We start from the raw sequence: 23,154 nt of genomic DNA, 5'->3' as shown, positions 1-23,154 counted from the left end.
TTGTTTCATTTTTGCTTACATCCGTTTCTTTTTGACATTACCATAGTGAATATACTGGCGTATCGTACACGTTTCCCGATAGCCATCGGCCAGGACGCTGGCCGTCAGGTCGAAGTCTTCCAAATCGTCGAGGAGGGCTTCGGTCATGCGGTGCTGGACGGCATTATAGCCCGTGCAGAAGAGGATCCGCGGGCAGCGCACGCCGCGGAACAGTCCCCGCGGATGCTTGATGAGCTTGGCCAGCATGGCCGGCGTAATGACAGCGCCGCAAGGACGGCCCATGATGGCCGCTGCCGTTTCGACGCCTTCGATTTTTTCGGCGCTGATGACGTTGCCCAGCATCTGTAAATTGAGGACACCGATGACGGTATCGCAGGAAGCCGGCAGGGGTACATCGTCTGCCAGCGGGGCCTTGAGCCACTTATTGCCGGCTGCATCGCCTTCGATGAGGATGTACCAGGCCGGGTGGCGCATCTTGATGTCATCGATGACCTTGGGGTCGAGGCCGATATAGCGGTCCTGGTCGTCGAGGCCGGCGAACCACGCCGGGACGTGGCCGGCGGCAATGCGTTCAGCGCAGAAGGCTTCGCCCTTTTCCATATCTTCCGTGCAGATGACGTCAAAGGGTTCGACATTATCGACACGCGTGCTGTCCATGGGAACGATGCTGCTGACCATGATCGGCAGATGACCGCCGTGGCCGTAAGTCCCCAGCCGTTCCAATACGGTCGTCTTACCACCGGCACCGACAATAGCCGTAATGCCGGGTTTCAACATACGTCGCCAACGATTATCTTCAAACATGAAAGTACCCCCTTCTGGAATTCACTTCTTCACAACATAACGATTATAGCCTTTCCAGGCCGATTTGATGAGGCCGCGGACCATATCGATGGTCAGGGCCCGCCGTTCTTCTTCGGAGCAGGTGCCGAAATTGCCGAAATCGAGTTCTTCACTGGCCAGATGGGCCACATTTTCTTTGACGGCCATGCCCTTTTCCGTCAGTTCTTCACTGGCCGAGCGGGCAATGGCAGCCAGGCCGGGACGGCCGCCGACGACGATGCACCACGAATCTTCCCGCATGGCGACGGCACCGACCAGATACGGTTCATCTGCCGGCAGCTTGCGATAGGCTTTATAGGCCGTATAGACAGCTTCTTTGGCAATGGAAATGCCCGTTACCAGTTCACCCATGGGCGGGCAGTGCAAATAGTCATCCAGGCTCATGCAGCCTTTATCCTGCAGCTGTACATCGACGTGGAGGGACAGGAGGATCGGCAGGAGGACGGAAAAAGGCGCTTTCCCCGAAATGACGCCGCCCAGCGTGCCGTAGCGCTGGACGTTTTTATCGGCTACGTCACTGATGGCCTTGCTGATGGCTCCGCCGGCAAACTCCTGGATGACCGGGGAAATCTTGATCTGCCAAAGCGGTGTCATGGCGCCGATGACGATGTCGTCTTCCCGTTCTTCGATATACTGCATCCCGGCTTTCGACAAATCGACAGCCAGGTCATAATGGTCTTTTTTATATTTCAAGCCCTGCGTTCCCGCCAGGAAAACAGCCGACGCAGCCTGCCGATAAGCAGCGTAGGCTGCGGCCGGATTATCCGGGACCAGGGTCGTCGTACTGGTAATCACGATACTGAAAATCTCCTTTCTGCCTAGTTAAGGGATGTCGTCGAAGAACCAGTCTTCCAGGGCCACGTTCGGCCTGTCCTTGTTGAGCAGGAAAGACCCGCCACATTCATCGACGACAGCATCGACAAGGGCGTCGACGCCGATGTCGCTGCACAAATCCATTTCTTCTTTATATAAAAGGATGGGCATGAGAAGTTCCACCGTCGTACCATCGGCCATGGAAACGCCGCCCAGCTGACCTTCAAACTGGACGATGACCAGGCCGGACAGAGCCGTATCCCTGGCAAAAGGCTCATGGCTTTCCGAGTTGGGCAGGAGAAAGCCATAGGACATCCACACATCATGGACGTGCGGGAACCGCCCCAGCTCCATGAGCAGCCAGATGGGCCAGGCTTCTTCGTCGTTTAGGGAAATATCCCAGTCCTTGCGGAAGGGCCAATCAGCCGGCAGGATGAGGCAGAGTTCGCCGTAGCCTTCTTTCCCGGTCACAAATTCGCCAGCCGGGTAATGCATGGGCGCGGCACTCATGCCGATGGTATGAAGGAGATAGAAGGGTTCTTCTACCGTAGGATATAAGAGCTCTACGTCCACTGCCAGCGGCGTCCCGTCCGGGTCCTGGAAGACACTCCACTGCCGATGAGGAAAGAGGCTGTGGAAATAAGCCTGGACGGCGCGGCCATATTCCTCGTGAGGCCGCTGTATCTTCAAGGTGTCCATCAAGGAAAAAAAGCGAGGCCATCGATAGGACGTAATCGGTAAGGTACTCATCGAATCCCCCCTTTTCGTTATATTCAGCTTCATTATAACATAAATGAGCCCGCTCTGGGCAACCAAAAAGGGGCGCCGCGAACGCGAAGCCCCTCTCCACTATCATGACGATAGACTTTTTAGCCCTCAGGGTTCGTGCCGGAGGGATTCACTGAATCTCATCGCCTGTTCAATTGACGGGATATATCATATCAATAAATAGGGAAATTGTCAAATCACAGCGCCTTCGGCGCGCCTTGTAAAAGGCAGGACGGTATAGTAGAATAAAGGAGAATGGAACGCACTATATTAACCGCAAAGGGATGACTACATTGAAGGTACGCTGGGTAGAATTAAACCGTTTTGAAGCTGAACTGATCCTCGAATTCGCCTGCCAGCCCAAGGATGCTCCCGTTTCTGCCAGCCTGTGCCGTATGATATACCGCCGTCTCGAAGGCCAGCCGGCACTGGCACAGAACCAGCCGGGACTCCAGGACGGGGAGGCGTAAAAGGCAGCCTCACTCTTCCATCGCTTTTTCTAATCGAGCGGCGATGGCCTTCCCCGTTTCGGTCCGGGCCAGGCCGCCATCGGAGGTTTCTTTCAGGGCGACTGGCATGAGGCGGCCGATTTCCGCCATGGCCGCAATGACTTCATCTGGCGGGATGACGCTCTTGATGCCGGCCAGGGCCATTTCAGCAGCCGCCAGGGCTTCAACGGCAAAGACGGCATTGCGCTTGACACAGGGCACTTCGACCAGGCCCGCTACGGGATCGCAGGCCAGGCCCAGCGTGTTTTTCATGCACAGGGCAAAGGCCTGGAGGATCGTATCGTTATCGCCGCCGGCCATTTCGGCTACGGCCGCTGCCGCCATAGCCGCAGCCGTCCCACATTCGGCCTGGCAGCCGCCGACGGCACCGGCGACAGAGGCATTGCGGGAAACGACGGCGCCGATACCCGCTGCCGTGAACAAAGCATCGACCAGTACGGGACGGGGCGTCTGCATTTCTTCGGCAGCGGCCATCATGACGGCCGGCACGATGCCGCAGGAACCGGCTGTCGGGCAGGCGACGATTTTGAACATCTTGGCATTGGCTTCACTGACGGCCAGGGCATAGACAGCCGCCTTATGCGCCAAGGGGCCCAGTAAATTCGGCGCCTTTTCAGCCAGTTTATGGGCATCGCCGCCGACGAGGCCGCTGACCGATTTTCCCGGGTCCTTCATGCCGGCATCGATGGATTCCTGGAACACATCGAGACGGCTGGCCATGATGGCCCGTACTTTTTCTTCCAGTTCTTCTGACGACTCTACTTCATGACGCACGACGATGTCTGACAGAGTCGTCTTTTCTTTTTCTGCCAGGGCCAATAAGTCATGAAGGGTCTTATATTCATATTTATACATCTTATTCCTCCTAGAGCGGCAGCAGCGTGACGACGCTTTCAATGGCTGTAATATTCTGTATCATGTGGACGATTTCATTGGGAACAGGGCTGTCCGTGCAGACGATCATGACGGCTGTTTCGTTCTTGGCACTGCGGAAGACGCGCATATTCGATACATTGATATGACCGATGGCCAGGACCGTCGTCGCCTGGGCGATGATGCCCGGCTGGTCCCTGTGGACCGTAATCAGTGTATGTTCTTCCCCATTCAGGGCCACTTCTGCCCCGTTGATTTCGCGGATTTCGATTTTACCGCCACCCAGGGAGACGCCGAGGACTTCCATCTTCCGGCCAGACGCGCCGGTCATGGCGATGCGTACCGTGTTGGGATGGTCCACTTCTTCATCGGACCGGTGGAATTCAATAGCCAGGCCCTGGTCTGCGGCAATGGCAAAGGACGTGCGCAGGCGGACATCGTCGGCAGAAAAGCCGAGCAGGCCGGCGACGAGGGCCCGGTCCGTACCGTGACCCTTATAGGTCTTGGCAAAAGAACCATAGACAGTGATGACCGCCTTTTTCGGTTCATCTTTCAGGATTTCCCGGGCCATGAGGCCAATCCGGGCGGCACCCGCCGTGTGGGAACTGGACGGCCCGATCATGACAGGGCCGACCACATCAAAAACTCCCATGAGAAAACCTCCTTACAGTTTTTATAGTCTGATTTCTTGTTGTAGATGTAAGCTATAAATGTACGTTTCTTCGACGGGCCGGTGCGTAATCTGTTCGACAGCCCGCTTGTATAATGCCAGCTGGACGGCATAGCGTCTGCGGAAGGCGTCTGCCGTTTCCAGCCGGTCCGACTTATAATCGACGAGGATCCAGGCATCATCTTCGCGGAAAAGGCAGTCGATGACCCCTTGGATCAAAATCTGTTCGCCCGTTTCTGTCTCAGGCAGAGGATCGCCGCCAGCTAACAGGACAGTGAAGGGATATTCGCGATGCAGCTCCGGCGATTCGGCCATGCGCCGGCCTATATCGGACTGACAGAAAGCTGCCAGGACCGGCACATAGACCAGCTTGGCCTCTTCCCGGCTCAACAGGCCCTGGCGGACAAAGGCGTCGATTTCACGACGCAAAGTCGCCGTCGTCTGATCGGCAGCCGGCGTGATATACTGCAAGGCCTTGTGCAGGGCCGTCCCGCGCTGAGCTCCGCTGACAGCCGCTTCTTCTCCGGCCAGCCAGGGCGGCAGGGCGGCAAAGGCATCGTCCTCACCGGGCGCCGGCGGGATGACGGCCGCAGCCGGGACAGACAGGGCGGCTTCGTCTTGCAGTTCATCGCTGTGCAGTTCCTGATATCGCCGCTTGACTTCGGATACGGAAAACTTGGCCGCTGTCCGGACAGCCTGGGGATAGGCATACTGCCAGGATAACTGTTCGTCCAGCCAGGACGGGACAGGCGTGCCGGTCAAGTCGCCGCGCCGCAGGGCTTCCAGCCGCGGTTCCCCATCATAGGCGCCTTCTTCAACAGTCCCTGCCGGGACGGCCTTGGCGATGCGCACCTGCCAGACCGCATCCTGCCAGGCCGCACCGGGACGGGCATAATCAGCATCGGCCTTGGCCCCGAAGGGGGCCAGGGCAGCCGGCATGACCCAGTCGAAATACGATTTGGCCTGAGCCGGATTGAGGTGGCTCGTCCAGCGCTGCCAGTCACGGTCGATGTGGCTGCTGTGGCCCGTCAGGATAAGCTGGTCCCTGGCGCGGGTCATGGCGACATAGAGGATGCGCTCTTCTTCGGCCGTCCCTTCCCAGCGCAGCTGGGCGGCGATACCGCTCCAGATGAGCGTCGGATAGGATATGCGCCATTCCGGGTCATACTGCTTGAGACCGATGCCCAGGCGATTGTGAAAGAGTATCTGGTCCTGCGTGTCGCGGCGGTTGAAGGCCTTGCCCATATCGGCGACGAAGACGACGGGGAATTCCAGGCCCTTGCTCTTATGGATACTCATGATGCGCACGACGTCTTCCTTTTCACTGACGACTTTAGCCGGCGCCAGGTCCAGGCCGTCTTCTTTCATCTTATCCATGAGCTGCAGGTAGCGGAAGAGGCCGCGGAAGCCGGCTTCTTCGTACTGCCGGGCCCGGTCGTACAGGGCTTTCAGATTGGCCTGGCGCACGTCGCCGCCAGGCATGGCCCCGACGAAGTCGACATAAGCCGTATCATCATACAGGCGCTGCAAGAGTTCTGCCACGCCGTGGCGGCGGCTGTACGTGCGCCACGAATCAAAGGCGGCCATGAACTGCTGCAGGTCCTCTTTTTCATCTACGCCGTCGGGCAGCGAAGCAACAAAGGCCGGCAGGTTCTGCCACAGCGTCCCGTCACCGGCCAGGCGGACACCGGCCAGGGCCGTCTCATCCAGGCCGACCAAAGGCGACCGCAGGACAGCCGCCATGGCCAGGTCCTGTTCGGGATTATCGATACAGCGCAGGAGGGCCAGCATGACCTGGACTTCGACGGCGGCAAAATAACCGCCACTCTGTTCGGCATATGACGGGATGCCTCCTTCCTGCAGGGCCTGGATGAGGACGTCGGCCTTGCCGGCCATGGAGCGCAGGAGGACGACGATATGGCGATAAGACAAGGGCTCCAGCGTGCCGTCTTTGCGGGCTGCCATGCGGCCGCTGGCCAGGAGCTCGCCGATGCGGCCGGCAATGAAGCGGCATTCCTTTTCAAAGGCCGTGCTGCCGTCGTCGTCTTCCTCGTCACTCGGCGTCGGCACGATGTCGACTTCGACAGGCCCGCCGATCCAGCGTTCATCGTCCGGAGCCTGCCGGCCGGCGTAGAGTTTTTCCCGTTCACCATAATCCATGCCGGCCGCTTCTGCCGTCATGGCCCGCGAGAAGACAGCGTTCACGGCGTCGAGGACGACCGGAACGCTGCGGAAATTCCGCCCCAGGTCGATGCAGTGCTGCACGGCTTTTTCATCGCGGCTGAAAGACTGGTATTTCTCCAGGAACAGCGTCGGGTCGGCCAGGCGGAAGCGATAGATGCTCTGCTTGATGTCGCCGACCATGAAACGGTTGTCCTCACCGGAAACGAGGCGGGTAATGAGTTCCTGGACGCCGTTCGTATCCTGGTATTCGTCGATGAAGACCTCTTCATACTGGCTGCGCAGCTCTTCGGCTGCCGCCGACGGCACGGGATGTTCCGGCGATGCATCGGGGGCGAGGAGGATCTGCAGGCAGAAATGTTCCAAGTCGCTGAAATCGATCCAGCCCTTTTCCTTCTTCGCCGCCCCATAAGCTTTGGCAAAATCCAGGGTCAGCGTCACCAGGCCATCCATGACGGGTTTCATGGCCCGCATGCCGTCGAGCCATTCTTCCGGCGTCGCCGAGAAATAGACGGACTGCAAGGTCTTGATCACGTCTTTCTTGACATCGTCACGCACTTTCTTGCACCGTTCCCAGACGGCTTTATCGTCATCCGATAATTTCCGCAGTGACTTCAGGCGCGGGAAGTCGATGGCCCGGACAAAGCGGCTCAAATCATTCCAGGACCGGGCCTGGGCGGCCTGCCGGAGAGCTGCCTGTTCAGCCACGAAGGTATCGCAGGCCGGCGCAAAGGCTTCGCGCTGGCGCAGGTGATAGAGCACGCCGTCATAGAGGTGGGCATCTTCTTCAAGGATACGGCGGACGGCATCCTTGATGGGGCCGGCCCAGACCATATCGTCGATGACGGCGTCCGGCGCCACGTCATAAGCTCGGGCCGCCTCTTTCAGCCAATGTTCCGGCCAGGCCAGGCTGCGGGCATAGGTATACATGCGGCTTACTGTATCCATGAGGATGTCATCGCCGCGGTCGCTGCCAAACATATCGGCCAGCGGATAGAGGATGGACGCTTTCTCATCGTCTTCATAGTAAGACAAGAAGACGTCTTCCAGGACCTGGCGGCGCAAGAGGTTCAATTCTTCTTCACCGGCAATGGAAAAAGCCGGATCCAGGTCGATGGTATAGAAATACTTACGGATGACATGCTGACAAAAAGCATGGAGCGTCGAAATCTGGGCCGATGGCAATAAGGCCAGCTGGCGTTCGACGCGGGGATCCTTCGTTTCCGACAAGGCCTTCATCAGGGCCGTCCCGATGCGGTCGCGCATTTCGGCCGCGGCGGCCTTGGTAAAGGTGACGACCAGTAATTCCGTAATATCAATGGGATATTCCTTGTCCAGGAGGCGGCGGATGATGCGTTCCACCAGGACAGCCGTCTTCCCGGAACCGGCCGCCGCCGACAGGAGCAGCGTCTGCCCCCGGCTGTCGATGGCTGCCTGCTGCTCATTCGTCCAGGCCATGTTCGTCATCTCCTTCATCAAACATCTTTTGAATCATCTCGTCTGTATCTTCCCGTCCCGCCGCGTCATACGTATTGCCGGCAACGGCGACATCGAACCGGCAGACCGGCCGGTAAGGGCAATAGCTGCACGGCGCCTGCTGGCCCATGAGGATGGGATGGATGGAAATATCACCGTCGCCGATATGGCCGGCAATATCGCGTATCTGCCGGGCCGCCCAGTCGAGCAGGTGGCTCCAGCCTGCTTCATTATAGAGCGTGTGGGACGAATCGCTCAGGGTCCCGTCTTTTTTCAGCCGCAAGTTGAGGAAATCGGAAAAGCCCTGCATCGACGTATCCAGCTGCTGCATGACCTGGCCGTCGTCGAGGTAGAAACCGGTCAGCTTCCCTTTGGCATCGTAGAGTTTCTTCTTGTCTTCCTCACTGACGCGGTATTCCAGGGATACCTTATCATTGCGGACGTAACAGTATAGGGCGGCAGCCGGAATGGCATCGCCGCCAATATTCAGCAAAGCCACGAACATATACGTCAAAAGCTGCAGTTCCAGGCCCGTGAAAATCTGGCTGATGTCGAGCTGTTTCCGGCCGGACTTATAGTCGATGATGACGACGTATTTATGGTCCCCCTGGCGCAAAGTATCGATGCGGTCGATCTGGCCGGTGACGACGACTTGCAGGCCATTCTTCAAGGTAAAGCGCAGGGCTTCCCAGGGACTGCCCGGACGGCCGAAGGATTTTTCCAGCCCTTCCATATGGAAATCGGAAACGGCACTGAAAGCGCTGAGGCGTCGTACCGTCCGGGTCAGGGTCTGGATGAGCCGTTCCTTTATCTGGGCGAAATAGGCGTTGGACATGAGGATATCGTGCTGGACCTGCGGCGCCAGTTCATCCGTCGCCTGGCGGCAGATGGCCGGGACGTCTGCGTCGGGAATGTCATGCCACTGTTTCTGTTCCCGCAGCAGCCGTTCCCCGATGATGCGCAGGGCGCCGTGGACCAGCATGCCCAGGTCCGGTGCAGCGAACTGATAGCGCGGCCGTTCTTCCAGGCCAAGGCCATAGCGGGAAAAATAAGCAAAAGGACAGCTGCGGTACTGCTCGAACTTAGTGACCGACCCGCGCAGCGTCCCGTCCGGCGCAAAGAGGCGGCGCACCAACGATTCCGGCAGGGTGACAGGCAGGTTCGTATGGAACAGGCCCTGGACGGCGCGCACGGCCTGATGGCGCCAGCCATGCTGCCAGGCCCAGTCATAGAGGGCCCACCATATATCCCCGACAGCTTCGCCATTGGCAGCCGGCCGCAAGTGACCGGGAAGGTAATCGAGAGCCGCCGGCAGGGCCAGCAGGTAATCCCCTTCCCGGCCGGGCTGTACCTTGGCCTCTTGGCGGATGATGTCAGCTACATAGCCTTTATCCCGGAGCTGATGGATCCACGACGCTTTTTCCATGGCACTGCCGTCATCGTCAGCGACGACGTAGGATATGATGAACCGTTCCGCAGCCCGGGTCGCCCCTAAATAGAACAAGAAGCGTTCCTGGAAAGAGCGGAAGCGGCTCCCCGGTCCGAGGACGATGCCCAGATCAGCCAGGCGGTGCCGTTCTTTATCGCTGAACAGCCCTTCTTCCTGGCTATGCTGAGGGAAGACGCCGTCATTGACACCGCAGAGAAAGACGACCTTGGCCTGCATCGTATAGCCTCGTTCGACAGCCGTCAAAGTGACGTGATCCAGCGTCGGCGGGATAAGGCTGAACTTCAAATTGGCCAGGCCATCTTCGACGATTTGGGAAAATTCATCGAGGTCCGTTTCATCGTCACCGCAAAGACTGACGATTTCATTGAGGAACGTCCCGATACGCTTCCAGACCTGCTCGTGCTCCTTGCCTTCTTCGGCAAGGCCCGACTGCTCATCTTCTTCCTGCCACTGGCGCAGTACTGACGGGATGTCCAGCCGGCACAGCCAGTGATACAACAAGGTACACCAGTCGCGCAGGCTATGTTCTTCCTGGGCTTCTTCCCAGCAGGGGAACAAAATGTCCCGCACGCGCTGGCGTATGGCATTCATGCGCTGGAGGTGCGCTTCTTCCCGTTCGTCGATGACCTGGGGCTGTTCCTGCCGGCGGCCGTAAGTCCACTCAGCATCCCTCAGCCAGTGACGCCCCTGGATGCCGTAAGCGAGGCAATAGTTTTCCAAATCGTCGACGTCATGGCGGCTGACGGGAAAGAGGTCCGTCTTGAGCAGGCGGAAGAGCGACTCATGAGACCAGCGGCTGCGGAAGACGCCGAACAGGGCGGAAATGGCCTCGGCGGCGGGATGGCTGGTCATAGGCCGGCGATAGTCGCTGAAGCAGGGAATCCCATAGCGCCGGAAAATGCGTTCGACCCGGTCGTGGTACAAGTCACTCGTCCGGGCCAGGACCAGGAAGTCGCGATAACGATAGCCCTGACGGCAGAGCGCTGCGATTTTCCGGGCAACGCTGTCGATTTCTCCATCCCTGTCGGGACATTCCCAGATTTCCAGGGCCGATACGGGCCGGTCCATGCTGGCCGGGACGGTCTGGAAAAAAGCATCGCGAAAGGCCGTCAGCGGGCCGGCCGGCCGCTTTTCGACGACAGCCGTTTCCATATGGGGAAAGAGTGTCTTTATATCGCGATAGACTTCGTAAGCCCGGTGGAACAAGGCCGTTTCCCGCAGCTGCTGTGCCAGATGCGCTTCATCGATGGTCAGGGTAATCGTCACCTTCGAGGCTGCGCGCTCTATCTGCCGCAGGATTTCCATCTGCTGCGGTGTGAACCACTGGAAGCCATCGACCCAGACATGGGCGCCCTGGAGGAAGGAATAATGCCCGATTTCCCGGGCCAGCAGAGTCATCGTATCATCTGCCGAGCCGAAGTGGTCTGCCAGAAAGGCCTGATACGCTTCATAGAGCCGGGAAATATCTTCCAGCTTGTGCGACAGGGTCGGGCTGGGGACGGCTTCAGCCGCCTGGCGCAGGGCTTCCGGCGTAACGCAGAAAGACCGGCATTCCCATAAGAAGCGGCCTGCCGTATCGGCAAAATTCGGCTGCCTGGCCGCCGTCTGCAAGACGGAAAATTCTTTCTCCCCTTTGTGCAGCAGGCGCTGCAAAATGATTTTGCGGGCTAACTCCGACAGCGACGCGTGTTCCAGGCCCCGTTCCTGGAAGACTTTATAAGCCAGCCGGGAAAAGCCGACGACCTGCGTCCCTAAAAAGCCCTGTCCATCGGAACTTTCGGCGAGATGCCGTTCGGCACCATATGTCGCCTGGTCCGGGACAAGGAGCAGGGTCTTGCCACCGGCAGCCGCGCAGGCCTGTATCTCCCGATAACACTGCGTCGATTTGCCGCTTCCCGCCTTGCCCAATAATACTGTAACGGCCATGAACGTACCTCCTTACATAAAAAATCGATTATCTCTATTATACCCGATTTCCACTGGAAAAGAACAGTAAAAAAGAGGCTGTCGCATGAAGACAGCCTCTTTTTGAGTTTTAAGTTTGTAGTTTTTAGCGAATGGTTTTAAATTTAAAGCCATCTTCTACAAACTACAAACTCCGCACTACAAACTAAAATTAAAAGAACCACGCATGCCGGCCAACGCCTTCACGCGGCAAAAAATCAATGGAAAATGGCGCAGGCCGTCTTGAGGAAGGGCAGGCGTTTGCTCAGGCCCGTCCGCGACCGCTGGATCCATTTGAGGTCATACGGTTCAAAGACGACATTGCGGTAGGCTTCGATGTCCAAGGGCGTCCCGTCCCAATCGGAATGGATGGCCCCGGTCTGCTTGATGAGAATATCATAGAGGATATCGTATTCCTTATCGTCCCGTTCATCCCGTTCGATGACCGTACTGTACGGCAGGGTCTTATGATAGGTCAGTTCCATGCCTTTGTAATCGAAATGGAAACCGCAGCGCATACGGCAGCCGTCGAGGCCCGTATAATCGGCGATTTTCTTCAGGTCATGAAGGATATGGTCATGGCCTTCTTCATATAAATTATCCGGCGTCGTTTCCGTATAGTCGAAACGAAACTGGATTGATGCCCCATCAATCTTGCGGAACCGTTCCAGATACGGTTTGAGCTGGTCTGCCGGATATTTCTTGTACAATACGCAGTTGATGCGGAACGGAACAGCCAGACGGCTCAGGAGGCCATCATTCGATTCCTGTACATAGTGCTGCATATGGCGCGATACGTTGATGCAGGTGATCTTATGACGGTTGCGTTCCGTAAAAGCGACGATGTCGTCTTCTGACTGATTCTCAAAGACGGGCAGCGTCGTATTGATATATACCTTGTGTGTCACAGGAATACAGTCCAGCATGCGCTGCAGCGATTCCATATTGGCAAAAGGTTCACCGCCAGTGAATACGAAATCACAGAACGGCGTCAAGCTGTCCATCAGGCGGATGCTCTGGCAGATGGCTTCTTCAGAAAAACCCGTCATATCTTCATATTCCGCCTTGTTGATGCAGAACGGGCAATGGTTGTGACAATTATAGGGCACGAAAACCGTGACGGTAGCGCCGCCGTTCCGTGTCTTATACGGGTGGACCACACGCGGTACAGTTGTTGCGGCCATGCTGATTGTTGTTTTCATTCTTTTTTCGCCTCGAATCGTGGATAAGATCCCAAGCTGTTCCCACACTGCAGCAAGATGGAAAGGAAAGTATTTTTTCACCTCACAGCAGACAATCTTGTGACCCGAATGTAGTATCCACGCTTATTGTACCATAAAAGTCCATTTCTGCAAATGCATGTTGCGTATTCCCATTTTGCATAATTTTTATACCAAACAATTCATCATAAACATTATTTTATTTTTCTAAAGAAATCCTTACATTTCCTTTGAATCTAAAGCCCGGCTAATGTCGGCCGCCGTCTTTTTGACAGCTTCGATGGCCAGGTCCCGTCCTTCCGCCGTTAGCCGGTCTGCCGGCCCGGATACGCTGATAGCCGCCGTAATGATTCCATGATGGAAAATCGGCGCAGCAATGCAGGCCATGCCGAGTTCGACTTCTTCCCGTTCCACGGCGTAACCCCGGCAGCGGATCTTCTCCAGTTCCTGGAGCAGGTCGCTCCAGTCGGTCATGGTATATTCCGTAAACTTCTGCAGCGTGCAGCCCGTATAAGTGTGCAGGTATTCCGGCGAAAAAGCCAAGAGGCACTTGCCCGAGGCCGAGCAATACGCCGGACGGACGGCACCGATAGGCGGTGCCGTATCAATCGTCCTGGGCGACTTGATCTTCTCTAAAATGATGTGCTGCGGATAGGAAGCCCCATTATGGGCAAAGGTCGTAATATGGACCCCTTCATTGCACTGCAGGGACAGGGCCTTGGCATACGGATAGGCGACTTTAGGGAAGGCATCCTTTTCCCGGAAGAGCATCCCCAGGGCATAGACCTGGAGCCCCAGCCAGTATTTCCCTGTTTCACTGTCTTTCTGGACAAAGCCGCGGCGCTCCAGCGTATCCATAGTGCGGCTGACAGTACTCTTATGAAGGTCCATCAGCTTGCTGATACGGGTCACACTGAGGGGCCTTTCTTCCTTTAAAAAAAGCTGTAAAACGGCCAGGGCCCGGTCAATCGATTCAATCATCCTCGTTCCCCCGATTCGGCATCGTCACGACGCCAAGAAATTAATATATTTCATTATATGGAATACAGACGCAATGTCAAGAGGGAAACGCCAGGCCCCAGCCGGAGAGTGCTAGTGGCTGACCGCTTCGCTTTCTTCCTGGGACGTCTGATGATGGTCGTACAGGCACTGCGACAGCTTGCGGATCAAGTCGTCACATTCCAAATTGCCGCGCCAGCTCTTGGGGATAGCCTGGACCCCATCCTGGGTACCCATGATATTGCCGCAGATGGCGCCGCACGTATCGCTATCGCCATCCTGGTTGCAGGCCATGAGAACGGCGTCTTTCAGATGGCCCGTCTTGAGGACGCAGTATACGGCCAGGGCCAGGGCTTCATCGGCTTTCTTGCCCAGGCCCAGCTTCTTCATGGAGCGCACTGGATTGCGGTCGGTGACGGCTTCGTCGACAGCTCGCAGGATAGTCTTCATGAGCGGCGTCCCTTCCGGATCAGCCTGGAGGATGCGCAGGGCCCCTCCCAGGGCAGCGCTGATATTCTTGCCAGCTGCCAGGGAGGCAATCATGGCACTCAGCGTGGCCGTCGATAAATAGGCTTCCGGACTACCGTGGGTCAGGCTGGCAGCCTGGCAGCCGACGGCAAAGGCTTTTTCCGGGTCGCCGGCATAAAACAGGCCGATAGGCGCAGCCCGCATGACCGTACTGCTGCCACAACTGTGGTTCAGCGGTTCCTGACGGGTCAATTTTTTCCCCGACGCCAGCGACGTCAGGCAGATCTTGCCCGGAGAGCGGCGGGCAAAGAGGGCCTCTTCCCCCATGATGTCGTAGTCGAAATCGACTTCATGAGGCTGGCGCTTCATCCATTTTTCCTGTTCCGGATGGATGATGCGTTCGGTCTGCGTATAATACCAGCGCATATACGCCCGGTACAGGCCATCTGAAGGTTCCAATCCGTCGTGGTCGGCCCAGAGCATGCCGTCAGCTGTGAACAACGCCAGCTGCGTATCGTCTGAGATAAGGCTCTTATTGCCATTTTTAGCCGATTTTAAAACAGTGCGCAATCCATAAGGGCCGTATTTCTTATGAATCGTCTTCAAATCGTCGAATTCAATGACAAACCCCAAAGCGTCGCCTACGGCGCCGCCAAACATGCAACCCATAAACCGATCTAGTCCATCCATGTAGCATCCTCCTATCCTCGTCTGTCGTCCGAGTCTTTTTTTCTCAAAAAACTTTACAATTTCGTTCAAGTAGTATATAATAAAAAGCTTATACGTTCATTATACAGGTTATGATAGGAATTTGCAAATAAAAAAAGGGCTTGTCGCACGAAGATTTTTGCCATCATGCAAAGCCCCTTTTACTTTATAGTTTGTAGTACGGAGTTTGTAGTTTGTAGAAGCTGACTTTAATTTTTTTACCATTTGCTGCAAACTAAAAACTACAAACTTAAAGCTCAAAAAGAGGCTGTCTTAATGCGACAGCCTCTTTTAAGTTGTTAGTGGTTAGCAGTTAGCCACGAGCCACGAGTCACGAGCCACCAACATTTTAACTCATTTCCCCGCTGCGAGGAGGTCGGTTCTGCCTTCTACGCGGTCGAGGGCTTTCTTTACGATGGCGGCCAGGCCCTGCATCTTGATTTCCGGGATGGAGCAGACGCCGAGGCGGACGCCCTGGGCCAGGGGACCGGCAAAGACCAGGTCGGCTTCCAAGGCCTGACAGACGGCAGCCGATTGCTGCGTCGGAATGGAGATGAAGAAGCCGCCTTTATAGGGCACATACGGCAGGCCGCAGCGGTCGGCTTCATAGGTGAAGATGTCGGCACGGCGGCGCAGGCTCTTGGCAAAACTCATGCGTTCCAATTCGAGCTGGGCCATGAGGTCGCGGTCGCTGCGGATCTTGGTCAGGAGCGTCATGGCCGCGCGGTTGATGTTCGACCAGGCCGTGCGGGCCGAATATTTGCCCAGATTGGCGAACTCTTCGATAACGGCTTTGCTCGACGACAAGCCGACGAGAGCGCCGGCGCGCTGGCCATACATAGTATAGCCTTTGGACATGCTGAAGGCGAACATGGTAAAGATGTGTTCCGGAAGGCCGGCGAATTGTCTCATGAACGAGCGGACGCGGTCCTTTTCCCCGGCATAGGCGATATAGGCGATATCGACGAGGATACTGATGCGCTTGCCATTCTTTTCATGGAGGCGGCAGACTTCGAGGACATCGGCCCATTCGGCATCGGACAGGGCAAAGCCCGTCGGGTTGTTGGCCGGCGTGTTGAGGATGAGGAGCAGCGAATCCTGACGGCGCAGGATGTTGGAAACAGCAGCCGAGAACGCCGCCGTATTGAAATGGCCCTGGTCGTCCATCATCGAGAAGGTGTGCAGGTCGCGGCCGATTTCCTGGCACAGGCAGTCATAAATGTTCCAGCGCCAGTCCGTCGTCAGTACGGCATCGCCGACTTCTGAATAGTTGGCAATGGCGATATGGATGGCACCGGTACCACCGGACGTAGCCACAGCATCGACATAGCCATCGGGACGACAGCCTTCAAAGGTTTCGTCGATGACGGCCTGGCGATAGCCTTCCAGGCCCAGCGGCGGTGCATAGGTAATGAAATCGCTCATAGGCAGAGAGCGGTATAATTGTTCTACCACAGGCAGGCAAGCCAGTTTTTCATCGTCGCCGGCATAACAGCCGACGGTCGCATTGACGACCTTATCCGCCCCGTACTGCGCTGCCGCTTCCCGGGCTGCCGCTCCAGCGGCGAATACCACGTCACGTAATGTCTTACCTTCTCTGCTTGCTGCTGCCATAATCGTCATCGTAAAAAACCCCTCTCTGCATAATAGTTCGTGTTTAGTGGACACTTGTTCTCTCCAAATGTCCTGACGTCCTACATTATAGCACTGTGAAAAGAGTTTTTATATAGCGAAAAGCCTAAAATACTGTATACACAGCATGAATATTGTATACAATATTCATTTGTGGTCTTCGCTGTCGTGTCTGGCACCGGCATCGACGTGGAACGTCGCCTGTTTGATGCCCTTCATGGCCAGGAGCTGGCTGACGATTTCCGTTTCATCCATGTAATGAGCCGCCGTCAGTTCCAGGTCGATGTCGGCCAAGGGTGCATCGTCATCATTATGGGAATGGAAGGTCTTGATATGCATGTGGTGGTCATGGATAAAAGTCGAAAGTTTCCGGGCCTGGCCGATGTTGTTCTTCATGACCAGGTGCATGGCATAGCGCTTGCGGAAGTGCCCTTCCAGGCGGGCATCGAGGCGGACGAAGACGGTCAGGACCAGGAAAATCAGCGCCGTCGCCACACAGGCTATGACGAGATAGCCGGCACCGACGACGAGGCCGATGGCCGATACGGCCCATAAGCCGGCAGCCGTCGTCAGGCCGCGGACGCTGCGGTCTTTCTGGTTGGCCAGGATCGTACCGGCCCCGATGAAGCCGACGCCGGATACGACCTGAGCTGCAATCCGTTCCGGGTCGGAGTTATTATAGCCAAAGGTGAAGTAATAATCCATGGCAATATTGATAGATATGATCATGCACAGGCAGGAGCCGACACAGACCAGGGTATGTGTCCTGAGGCCTGCCGACTTGCTCTGGGCCTGTCGTTCATAACCGATGAGTCCGCCCAGGATGAGGGCCATAATCAGGCGGATGATGCTGTCTTCCGTAGAAATCATAGAGGCTCAACTTCTTTCAAAATAATTTTTACATCCGTTAAGAAAACGTTATAATGGTATTATAATATATAGATGCAGCAGAGAACAAGCAAAATGTTCTCCCCGCATCGGAGAAAGAAGGTCATGATCATGAACCGCTTCATTTGCTTTGATAATCTGCGCAGTGCCGCCGTCGTATTGACGCTGGCCGCTTTATTGCTACAATCCTGGACAGCCTTTTACGAAGAGAGTGCCGTCGTCGCCATTTCCATCGTCTTCTTCATCAGTGCCTACTTCGGAGCTTCGGCCCTGCGCATCCGCACGATATCGTTCTTCTTGAAAGATAAATGGAAACGTCTGGGCTGGCCGGGCCTCGTCTTAGTCCTCTTCGGCATCGAAGAACAGCTGGTCACATCAGCCCTGCCGGTCACGTCGTGGGTCCCGCTCTGGCTCTTCCTGCTCTTTGCCGGCTTGTCCCTGATCAAGCATGTCAACCATAAGGTCTTGCAGCACCGCATCGCCTCGAAGCCATCAGTTCCTTTCCTGCTGGGCTTCCTCGTCTTGCTGGCAGCCGCCCTCTTCCTCTGTCAGGCCTTCCTGCCTCAGTCCCTGGCCATCCCTTACATCGCCCGGATCCGCCCGGACTGGCTGGTCCTGTCCCTCTTTGCCTTTGCCCTAGGGGTCTACACCTTCCGCCATCGCTGGTTCACGCCGTCTGGCTATCAGCCTAAAAGCAGCAGCCTCTTCGGCTTCGCCATCATGGTCGGCGTCTATGCCGCCTGGATGCCCGGCAAGGGAGCCTCTATCCTGACAGCGCTGACGCCGGCTTTACTGCTCGTCGCCGCCGTCCTTGGCCTGACGGCCTGGTTCCATCAGCAGTTCGATAAGCACTCGGCCTGGTCCCACACGCTGCACCGCATTTCCTACGGCCTGTTCTTCGTCAGCGAACCGATCATCCTCCATTCGATGTGGTTCTTACAGCCCCTGGCCGTCGCCGTATGGCTCAAGGTCGTCATTACGGCCCTGGTCCTGGCCATCTACGGCTATCTGCTCTGCCGTTACGCCCTGTTCCACATCCCATGCTTTAAAAGCAAGGGATAATAGCTGGCGGACACTAGCCCCGGCAGGCCATCTGTGCTATGATAGATAGCAAGTTTGTTTCTTTACATTATCGATAAGGAGTGTGCCTACTTGGATACATTATTACAACTCATGGAATCGTACGGCTACATCGCGATGTTCGTGGCAATGGCATTGGAAAACGCCAATATCCCCATCCCCAGTGAAGTCGTACTCGGATTTGCAGGCTTCCTCATTTCCCAGCAAATCTTTTCATTCTGGACGACCTTTGCCGTAGCCTGCGTCGCCGGCCTCGTCGGCTCGGTCATCAGTTACTGGCTCGGCTCTTATGGCGGCCGGCCGCTCTTGTTAAAGTATGGCAAATACATCTTCTTCAACGAACGTAAATTCCGCATGGCCGAAGACTTGTTCAACAAGTACGGCGGCATTGCCGTCATCATCTGCCGCTGCCTGCCCGGCGTCCGCACGTTTATTTCCTTCCCGGCCGGCGTCGCCCGCTATCCTTTCTGGAAATTCGCCATCTTCACCGTCATCGGCACCATCCCCTGGACGCTGCTCCTCGTATGGGCCGGCTCCCTCCTGGGCAGTCACTGGCGGGACCTCATACAGTACAACCACATCTTCCTCATGGCCGTCATCGCCGTCTGTGTCGTCGCCACCGTCGTATTCGTATGGCATAGACGCCGCCGGAGAAATGCATCATGAAACAATGGTTCTTAACACATCGTTACGGCCTGACCGTCGCCTTAGTGGCAGCAATGATCTTGCTGCCATTTTTAGGTGCTGCCCCGCTCATGGACCCGGACGAACCGGTCTACGGCGAAACGGCGCGGGAAATGCTCCTGGCTGGGGATTGGCTGTCACCGCGCATCTTCGGCCAGTACTGGTACGATAAACCACCGCTCTTCTACTGGCTGGAAATGCTGTCGTACAGCTTTTTCGGCGTCTCTGACATCGCATCCCGCCTGCCCAGCGTCATCATGGCCATGGCAACGACGATGTACGTCTACGTCCAGGGGAAGGAATTATTCAATAAACCCATCGCCTTCCTGTCGGCCCTGTTCCTGGTGACCAGTGCCGGCTTCATGTATATCGGCAAGGCTGCCGTCACGGACATGACCCTCATGTTCACCCTGACCGTGACCATGGTTTCCTTTTACCGTAAAAACTATTATATAGCCTATATCTTCTGCGGCCTGTCGCTCCTGGCTAAAGGCCCTGTCGGCTACGCGTTCCCGGCGCTCATCATGCTCATTTATCTGGCCTGGACGCGGCAGTGGCCGCTCTTGAAGCATATGAAGATTCCCCAGGGCATCCTGCTGGCCTTCCTGGTCGGTCTCCCCTGGTATATCCTCATGTACCGGGTCCACGGCGAAGTCTTCCTGGACACCTTCATCGGCTATCACAACATCACCCGCTTCGCGGCGCCGGAACATCCGGGACAGAACAGTCTCTTCTTCTTCATCCCCATCCTCTTCGCCGCCATGATGCCCTGGACGGCGGCCCTGTTCCCGACAATCCGGCGGCTGTTCCACAAGCGGGACCCCTTCCGCGACATACTCCGGTTCTGCTTCGTCTGGGCGGCCTTTACCTTCGTCTTCTTCTCCCTCTCCAAGACCCAGCTGGTCACGTATATCGCCCCGATGTTCCCGCCGACGGCATATCTGTTGGGCTGGTACTGGTACCGCTGCTATATCGAGAGGAAATTTTCGCGGCCCTTGCTGGTATCCTTCTATATCCTGGGCCTGCTGCTGCTCGCCAGCAATGCCATCCCGCTCCACGAAAACGCCGCCTTTTTCCGACCGGCCATCGCCTGGGGTTCGGGCCTGCTGGCAGCGGCATTATTCCTCCCGGCCTGGTGTCTGTGGCGCCGCCGCTACCGGTCGGCTTTCGTGGCAGGCATCGTGATGATGATCTGTTTCTCCTGGGCGGCTTTCGGCTTCATCATCCCCCAGTTCAAAGGCCACGTCACATCTTACGAGACAGCCCAAATCCTGCCGGATGTCTATGACGGCCATTCCCCACTCTATATCGAAAAATTCCTGCGCCCGGGCATCGCCTATTACAGCGGCATGTACGGAACGGAATGGGGCCCCGTCAAGGACCCGGACCTGGAAGAATTGCTCGCAGAGAAGGATAAGATTTTCCTGGTCATGTCGAAATCGACCTTCCATAAGCTGGCCAAATCCCAGCAATTGATTGACCGCTTCGGCATCGCCGCCGAAACGCCGACACAAGTCATCCTCATCAACCATCCTTAGGAGGTGTCCCCATGAAACAGCGCACATTCCTGACCATCATCTTCGTGGCAGCATTCCTTTTCCTGGCCGTCGGCATATCTCAGCTGGCCGTCACGGACCCGGTCGAATCGAATTACGCCCTGACGGCACTGGAAATGGTCCGCAGCGGCGACTGGCTGTCCCCGCAGATTTACGGCACGTACTGGTATGATAAGCCCATTTTCCTGTACTGGCTCCTGAGCCTGTCTTACAGCCTCCTGGGGACGACGGATCTGGCAGCCCGCCTGCCAGCTGTCCTCTTCGGCACCGCTTCCTGCACCCTGGCTGCCTGGTTCGCCCTGCGCCAGACGGGCCGCCGCACGACAGCCATCCTCTTCGCCGCCATGACCGTGACATCCCTGATTTTCTGGTTCGTCAGCCGCTCCGTCATCACTGACCAGCCCTTGTATTTCTTCAGTGGCGCTACCTTGTTTTTCGCCTATATCGGCCTGACAGAAGGGAAGAAAGGCTATATGACAGGGGCTTACGTCATGGCTGCCGGTGCCGTCCTGACCAAGGGCCCGGTCGGCCTGGTCCTGCCCGGCCTGTTCCTGCTTCTCTTTACCGCCATCCAGCGCCGGCCCGATTACCTTAAAAGGCTGTTCCCGCCGGCAGGCATCGTGCTCTTCCTGCTCCTCTGCCTGATCTGGTATGGCCCCATGTACAGCCGCCATGGCATGGATTTCATCGATGGCCTGCTGGGCTTCAACAACGTCGTCCGGGCGACCGTATCGGAACATCCCGAATACGACGTCTGGTATTACTACCTCGTCCTCGTCCCAATCAGTCTCCTGCCCTGGACCGGCCCCTGCCTCTACGGCCTGTGGCGGCGGCGCAGTCATCACGATGAGTACGTATTCATGGCCATCTGGGCCCTCGGGACAATCCTGTTCTACAGCCTCATGGCAACGAAATACCCAACCTATGCCTATATCGCCAACTGGCCTCTCTTATACCTGGGCGCCCGCACGATGCAGGCCTGGCTCGACGAGGACGCCCGCTATGCCTGGCTGGCAGCCCTCATCCCGGCCTCCGTCTACAGCCTGCTCTTCGCCGTATTGGTGGCCTTTGCGGATAAAGCGCCTTTCCCCGTCCAAGGCCTGTTGCTGCTGACGGTATTCCTGGCCATCATGGCTATCCTGACCTGGCTGGCGTGGTGGCAGAAAGCCTATCTGGCCCTGCCCTTCTTCCTGATTACGACGACAGTCATCACCTACCTGATCGTGACCTTCCAGGTCCTGGTCCCCTTTTATCAATACCGGTCCGCCCAATCCCTGACCGTCCTGAACGATGCGGCCCCGGTCTATTTCTTTGAAGAGTACCGCACGTCCTATCCTTATTATACGGGACAGACGGCATACTGGACGGCACCGGCCGACTACGACGAAAATGCCCGGCTCCGGCGCGATGCCGTATGGGCTAAGAAACACGTCTACCCGACAGCTTCCGAAGACCAGGTGTTATCCAGCCTGAATCAGCACCAGAACCTGACCCTCGTCGTCCCGGAAGGGAAATATAAAGATTATAAAGCCTCGGAATTTTTCAGCCTGACCCGGAAAGTAGGCCGGATCGGCCCGTATTATATCTTCAAGCCCAGCCCTTAGGATAGGAGGATTTTCCATGGAAGAACTCATCGACAAACTCTGTGCCTACCATCATCCCGGCGTATTCAATCCCTGGTCCGAATATGACGTCTCCTGCGACATCAGTCCGGACGCGCCAGCCATCCGCTGCCAGCAGCTGCGGGAATATTTGGCGCCCCGCCTGACCCGGGCCCGCATCGTCCTCATCGCCGAAGCCGCCGGATACCAGGGCTGCCGCTTCACAGGCATCCCCATTACCTGCGAACGCATGCTCCTGGACGAACACAAACAGATACATGCTGACGTCATCCTGGGCCACCGCGGCCAGCGCACGAGCCGCCCCGACAGCGCCTTCATGACCAGCCGTCCTCAGCGGGAAAAAGGCATGAACGAGCCGACAGATACCTACGTCTGGGGAGCCATCGTCGACAACGGCTTGGACCCGCGCGACGTCTTATTATGGAATATCTTCCCCTTCCATCCCCACAAGACCTCGCCCTTCTCCAACCGCACGCCGACGGACAGTGAGCTGGCCGACGGCCTCGTGTACGCCAAAGCCCTGCTGAGCTACTGCCGGCCGGATATACGCCTGGCCGCCATCGGCAGGAAGTCAGCAGAAACCTTGCAGAATGCCGGCTTCCCGGCCATCGCCATGCGCCACCCGGCCAACGGCGGAGCCGGTCTTTTTCGGGAACAGTTCACACGTTTTTCTCGATAATTCCTTTAAAAAATCGGTAAAATTCGATTTTTACATTAAAATTGTCGGCGTTTCAGCAAAAACATTCAGAAAAATCATTGCATCGACTTCA

General features: G+C 56.7%; 18 protein-coding genes. 6 read left to right on the top strand and 12 right to left on the bottom strand.

Translation table 11 applies throughout. From position 1 onward, the window contains the following. Positions 1-15: 15 nt before the first annotated feature. The 3 genes from yqeC to WMO23_RS00280 are packed head-to-tail and all read right to left on the bottom strand — an operon-like array spanning position 16 to position 2,406. Positions 16-804, bottom strand: a complete 789-nt coding sequence (yqeC, locus tag WMO23_RS00290; protein ID WP_020309702.1) for a selenium cofactor biosynthesis protein YqeC — start codon at positions 802-804, stop codon at positions 16-18. Positions 805-825: 21 nt separating this feature from the next. After that, positions 826-1,638, bottom strand: a complete 813-nt coding sequence (locus WMO23_RS00285; RefSeq protein ID WP_020309701.1) for an FAD binding domain-containing protein — start codon at positions 1,636-1,638, stop codon at positions 826-828. A gap of 27 nt (positions 1,639-1,665) precedes the next feature. Then, positions 1,666-2,406, bottom strand: coding sequence for a suppressor of fused domain protein (locus WMO23_RS00280; RefSeq protein ID WP_020309700.1), 741 nt, complete (start codon positions 2,404-2,406; stop codon positions 1,666-1,668). 302 nt (positions 2,407-2,708) lie between these two features. On the opposite strand from WMO23_RS00280, the gene WMO23_RS00275 reads away from it, so the two are divergent. Then, complete coding sequence (locus WMO23_RS00275) at positions 2,709-2,894, top strand: hypothetical protein (protein ID WP_036200724.1); 186 nt, start codon at positions 2,709-2,711, stop codon at positions 2,892-2,894. 9 nt (positions 2,895-2,903) lie between these two features. On the opposite strand, the gene sdaAA is transcribed toward WMO23_RS00275, so the two are convergent. The 9 genes from sdaAA to WMO23_RS00230 form a co-directional block, all read right to left on the bottom strand. Next, the gene (sdaAA, locus tag WMO23_RS00270) at positions 2,904-3,788 is read right to left on the bottom strand and encodes an L-serine ammonia-lyase, iron-sulfur-dependent, subunit alpha (RefSeq protein WP_020309699.1); all 885 of its coding nucleotides are present in this window, start codon (positions 3,786-3,788) and stop codon (positions 2,904-2,906) included. 10 nt (positions 3,789-3,798) lie between these two features. Further along, complete coding sequence (sdaAB, locus tag WMO23_RS00265; protein ID WP_020309698.1) at positions 3,799-4,458, bottom strand: L-serine ammonia-lyase, iron-sulfur-dependent subunit beta; 660 nt, start codon at positions 4,456-4,458, stop codon at positions 3,799-3,801. Between the two features lie 21 nt (positions 4,459-4,479). After that, entirely contained in the window at positions 4,480-8,115 is a 3,636-nt protein-coding gene (gene addA, locus WMO23_RS00260; RefSeq protein ID WP_292281979.1) for a helicase-exonuclease AddAB subunit AddA, read from the bottom strand. Next, a complete protein-coding gene (locus WMO23_RS00255) occupies positions 8,099-11,509 on the bottom strand; it encodes a PD-(D/E)XK nuclease family protein (protein WP_349172997.1) in 3,411 nt (1,136 codons plus the stop codon). Before WMO23_RS00255 ends, addA begins: the two co-directional genes overlap by 17 nt. A gap of 236 nt (positions 11,510-11,745) precedes the next feature. Beyond that, a complete protein-coding gene (locus WMO23_RS00250) occupies positions 11,746-12,729 on the bottom strand; it encodes a 4Fe-4S cluster-binding domain-containing protein (RefSeq protein WP_192813528.1) in 984 nt (327 codons plus the stop codon). Between the two features lie 237 nt (positions 12,730-12,966). Then, positions 12,967-13,728 (bottom strand): IclR family transcriptional regulator, encoded by a 762-nt coding sequence (locus WMO23_RS00245; RefSeq protein WP_296819057.1) that lies wholly within the window; start codon positions 13,726-13,728, stop codon positions 12,967-12,969. A gap of 111 nt (positions 13,729-13,839) precedes the next feature. Next, positions 13,840-14,904 carry an ADP-ribosylglycohydrolase family protein gene (locus WMO23_RS00240; RefSeq protein ID WP_349172995.1) on the bottom strand — a complete coding sequence of 355 codons (1,065 nt, stop codon included), beginning with the start codon at positions 14,902-14,904 and terminating at the stop codon, positions 13,840-13,842. A gap of 372 nt (positions 14,905-15,276) precedes the next feature. After that, positions 15,277-16,536 (bottom strand): pyridoxal phosphate-dependent aminotransferase, encoded by a 1,260-nt coding sequence (locus tag WMO23_RS00235; RefSeq protein ID WP_036200726.1) that lies wholly within the window; start codon positions 16,534-16,536, stop codon positions 15,277-15,279. Positions 16,537-16,701: 165 nt separating this feature from the next. Next, the gene (locus WMO23_RS00230) at positions 16,702-17,424 is read right to left on the bottom strand and encodes an MgtC/SapB family protein (RefSeq protein ID WP_020309691.1); all 723 of its coding nucleotides are present in this window, start codon (positions 17,422-17,424) and stop codon (positions 16,702-16,704) included. 129 nt (positions 17,425-17,553) lie between these two features. Here WMO23_RS00230 and WMO23_RS00225 point away from each other — a divergent pair, with 129 nt between their 5' ends. From WMO23_RS00225 to WMO23_RS00205, 5 genes are all read left to right on the top strand, one after another. Then, on the top strand, positions 17,554-18,504 hold the full coding sequence (locus WMO23_RS00225; protein WP_020309690.1) for a hypothetical protein: 951 nt from the start codon (positions 17,554-17,556) through the stop codon (positions 18,502-18,504). A gap of 90 nt (positions 18,505-18,594) precedes the next feature. Further along, complete coding sequence (locus WMO23_RS00220) at positions 18,595-19,188, top strand: DedA family protein (protein ID WP_292106054.1); 594 nt, start codon at positions 18,595-18,597, stop codon at positions 19,186-19,188. Continuing rightward, positions 19,185-20,744, top strand: coding sequence for an ArnT family glycosyltransferase (locus tag WMO23_RS00215; RefSeq protein WP_296819046.1), 1,560 nt, complete (start codon positions 19,185-19,187; stop codon positions 20,742-20,744). The genes WMO23_RS00220 and WMO23_RS00215 overlap by 4 nt, the downstream gene beginning before the upstream one ends. 11 nt (positions 20,745-20,755) lie before the next feature. After that, entirely contained in the window at positions 20,756-22,366 is a 1,611-nt protein-coding gene (locus WMO23_RS00210; protein WP_292106050.1) for an ArnT family glycosyltransferase, read from the top strand. A 16-nt stretch (positions 22,367-22,382) separates the two neighbouring features. Beyond that, positions 22,383-23,063: a uracil-DNA glycosylase gene (locus tag WMO23_RS00205; protein ID WP_292106047.1), complete on the top strand. Its 681-nt coding sequence runs from the start codon at positions 22,383-22,385 to the stop codon at positions 23,061-23,063. Positions 23,064-23,154: the final 91 nt, after the last annotated feature.

The organism is Megasphaera intestinihominis (assembly GCF_040096415.1).
Lineage (GTDB): Bacteria > Bacillota > Negativicutes > Veillonellales > Megasphaeraceae > Megasphaera > Megasphaera intestinihominis.
The sequence above is the reverse complement of the archived record's forward strand: the minus strand, read 5'-3'. Positions and strand labels throughout refer to the sequence as shown.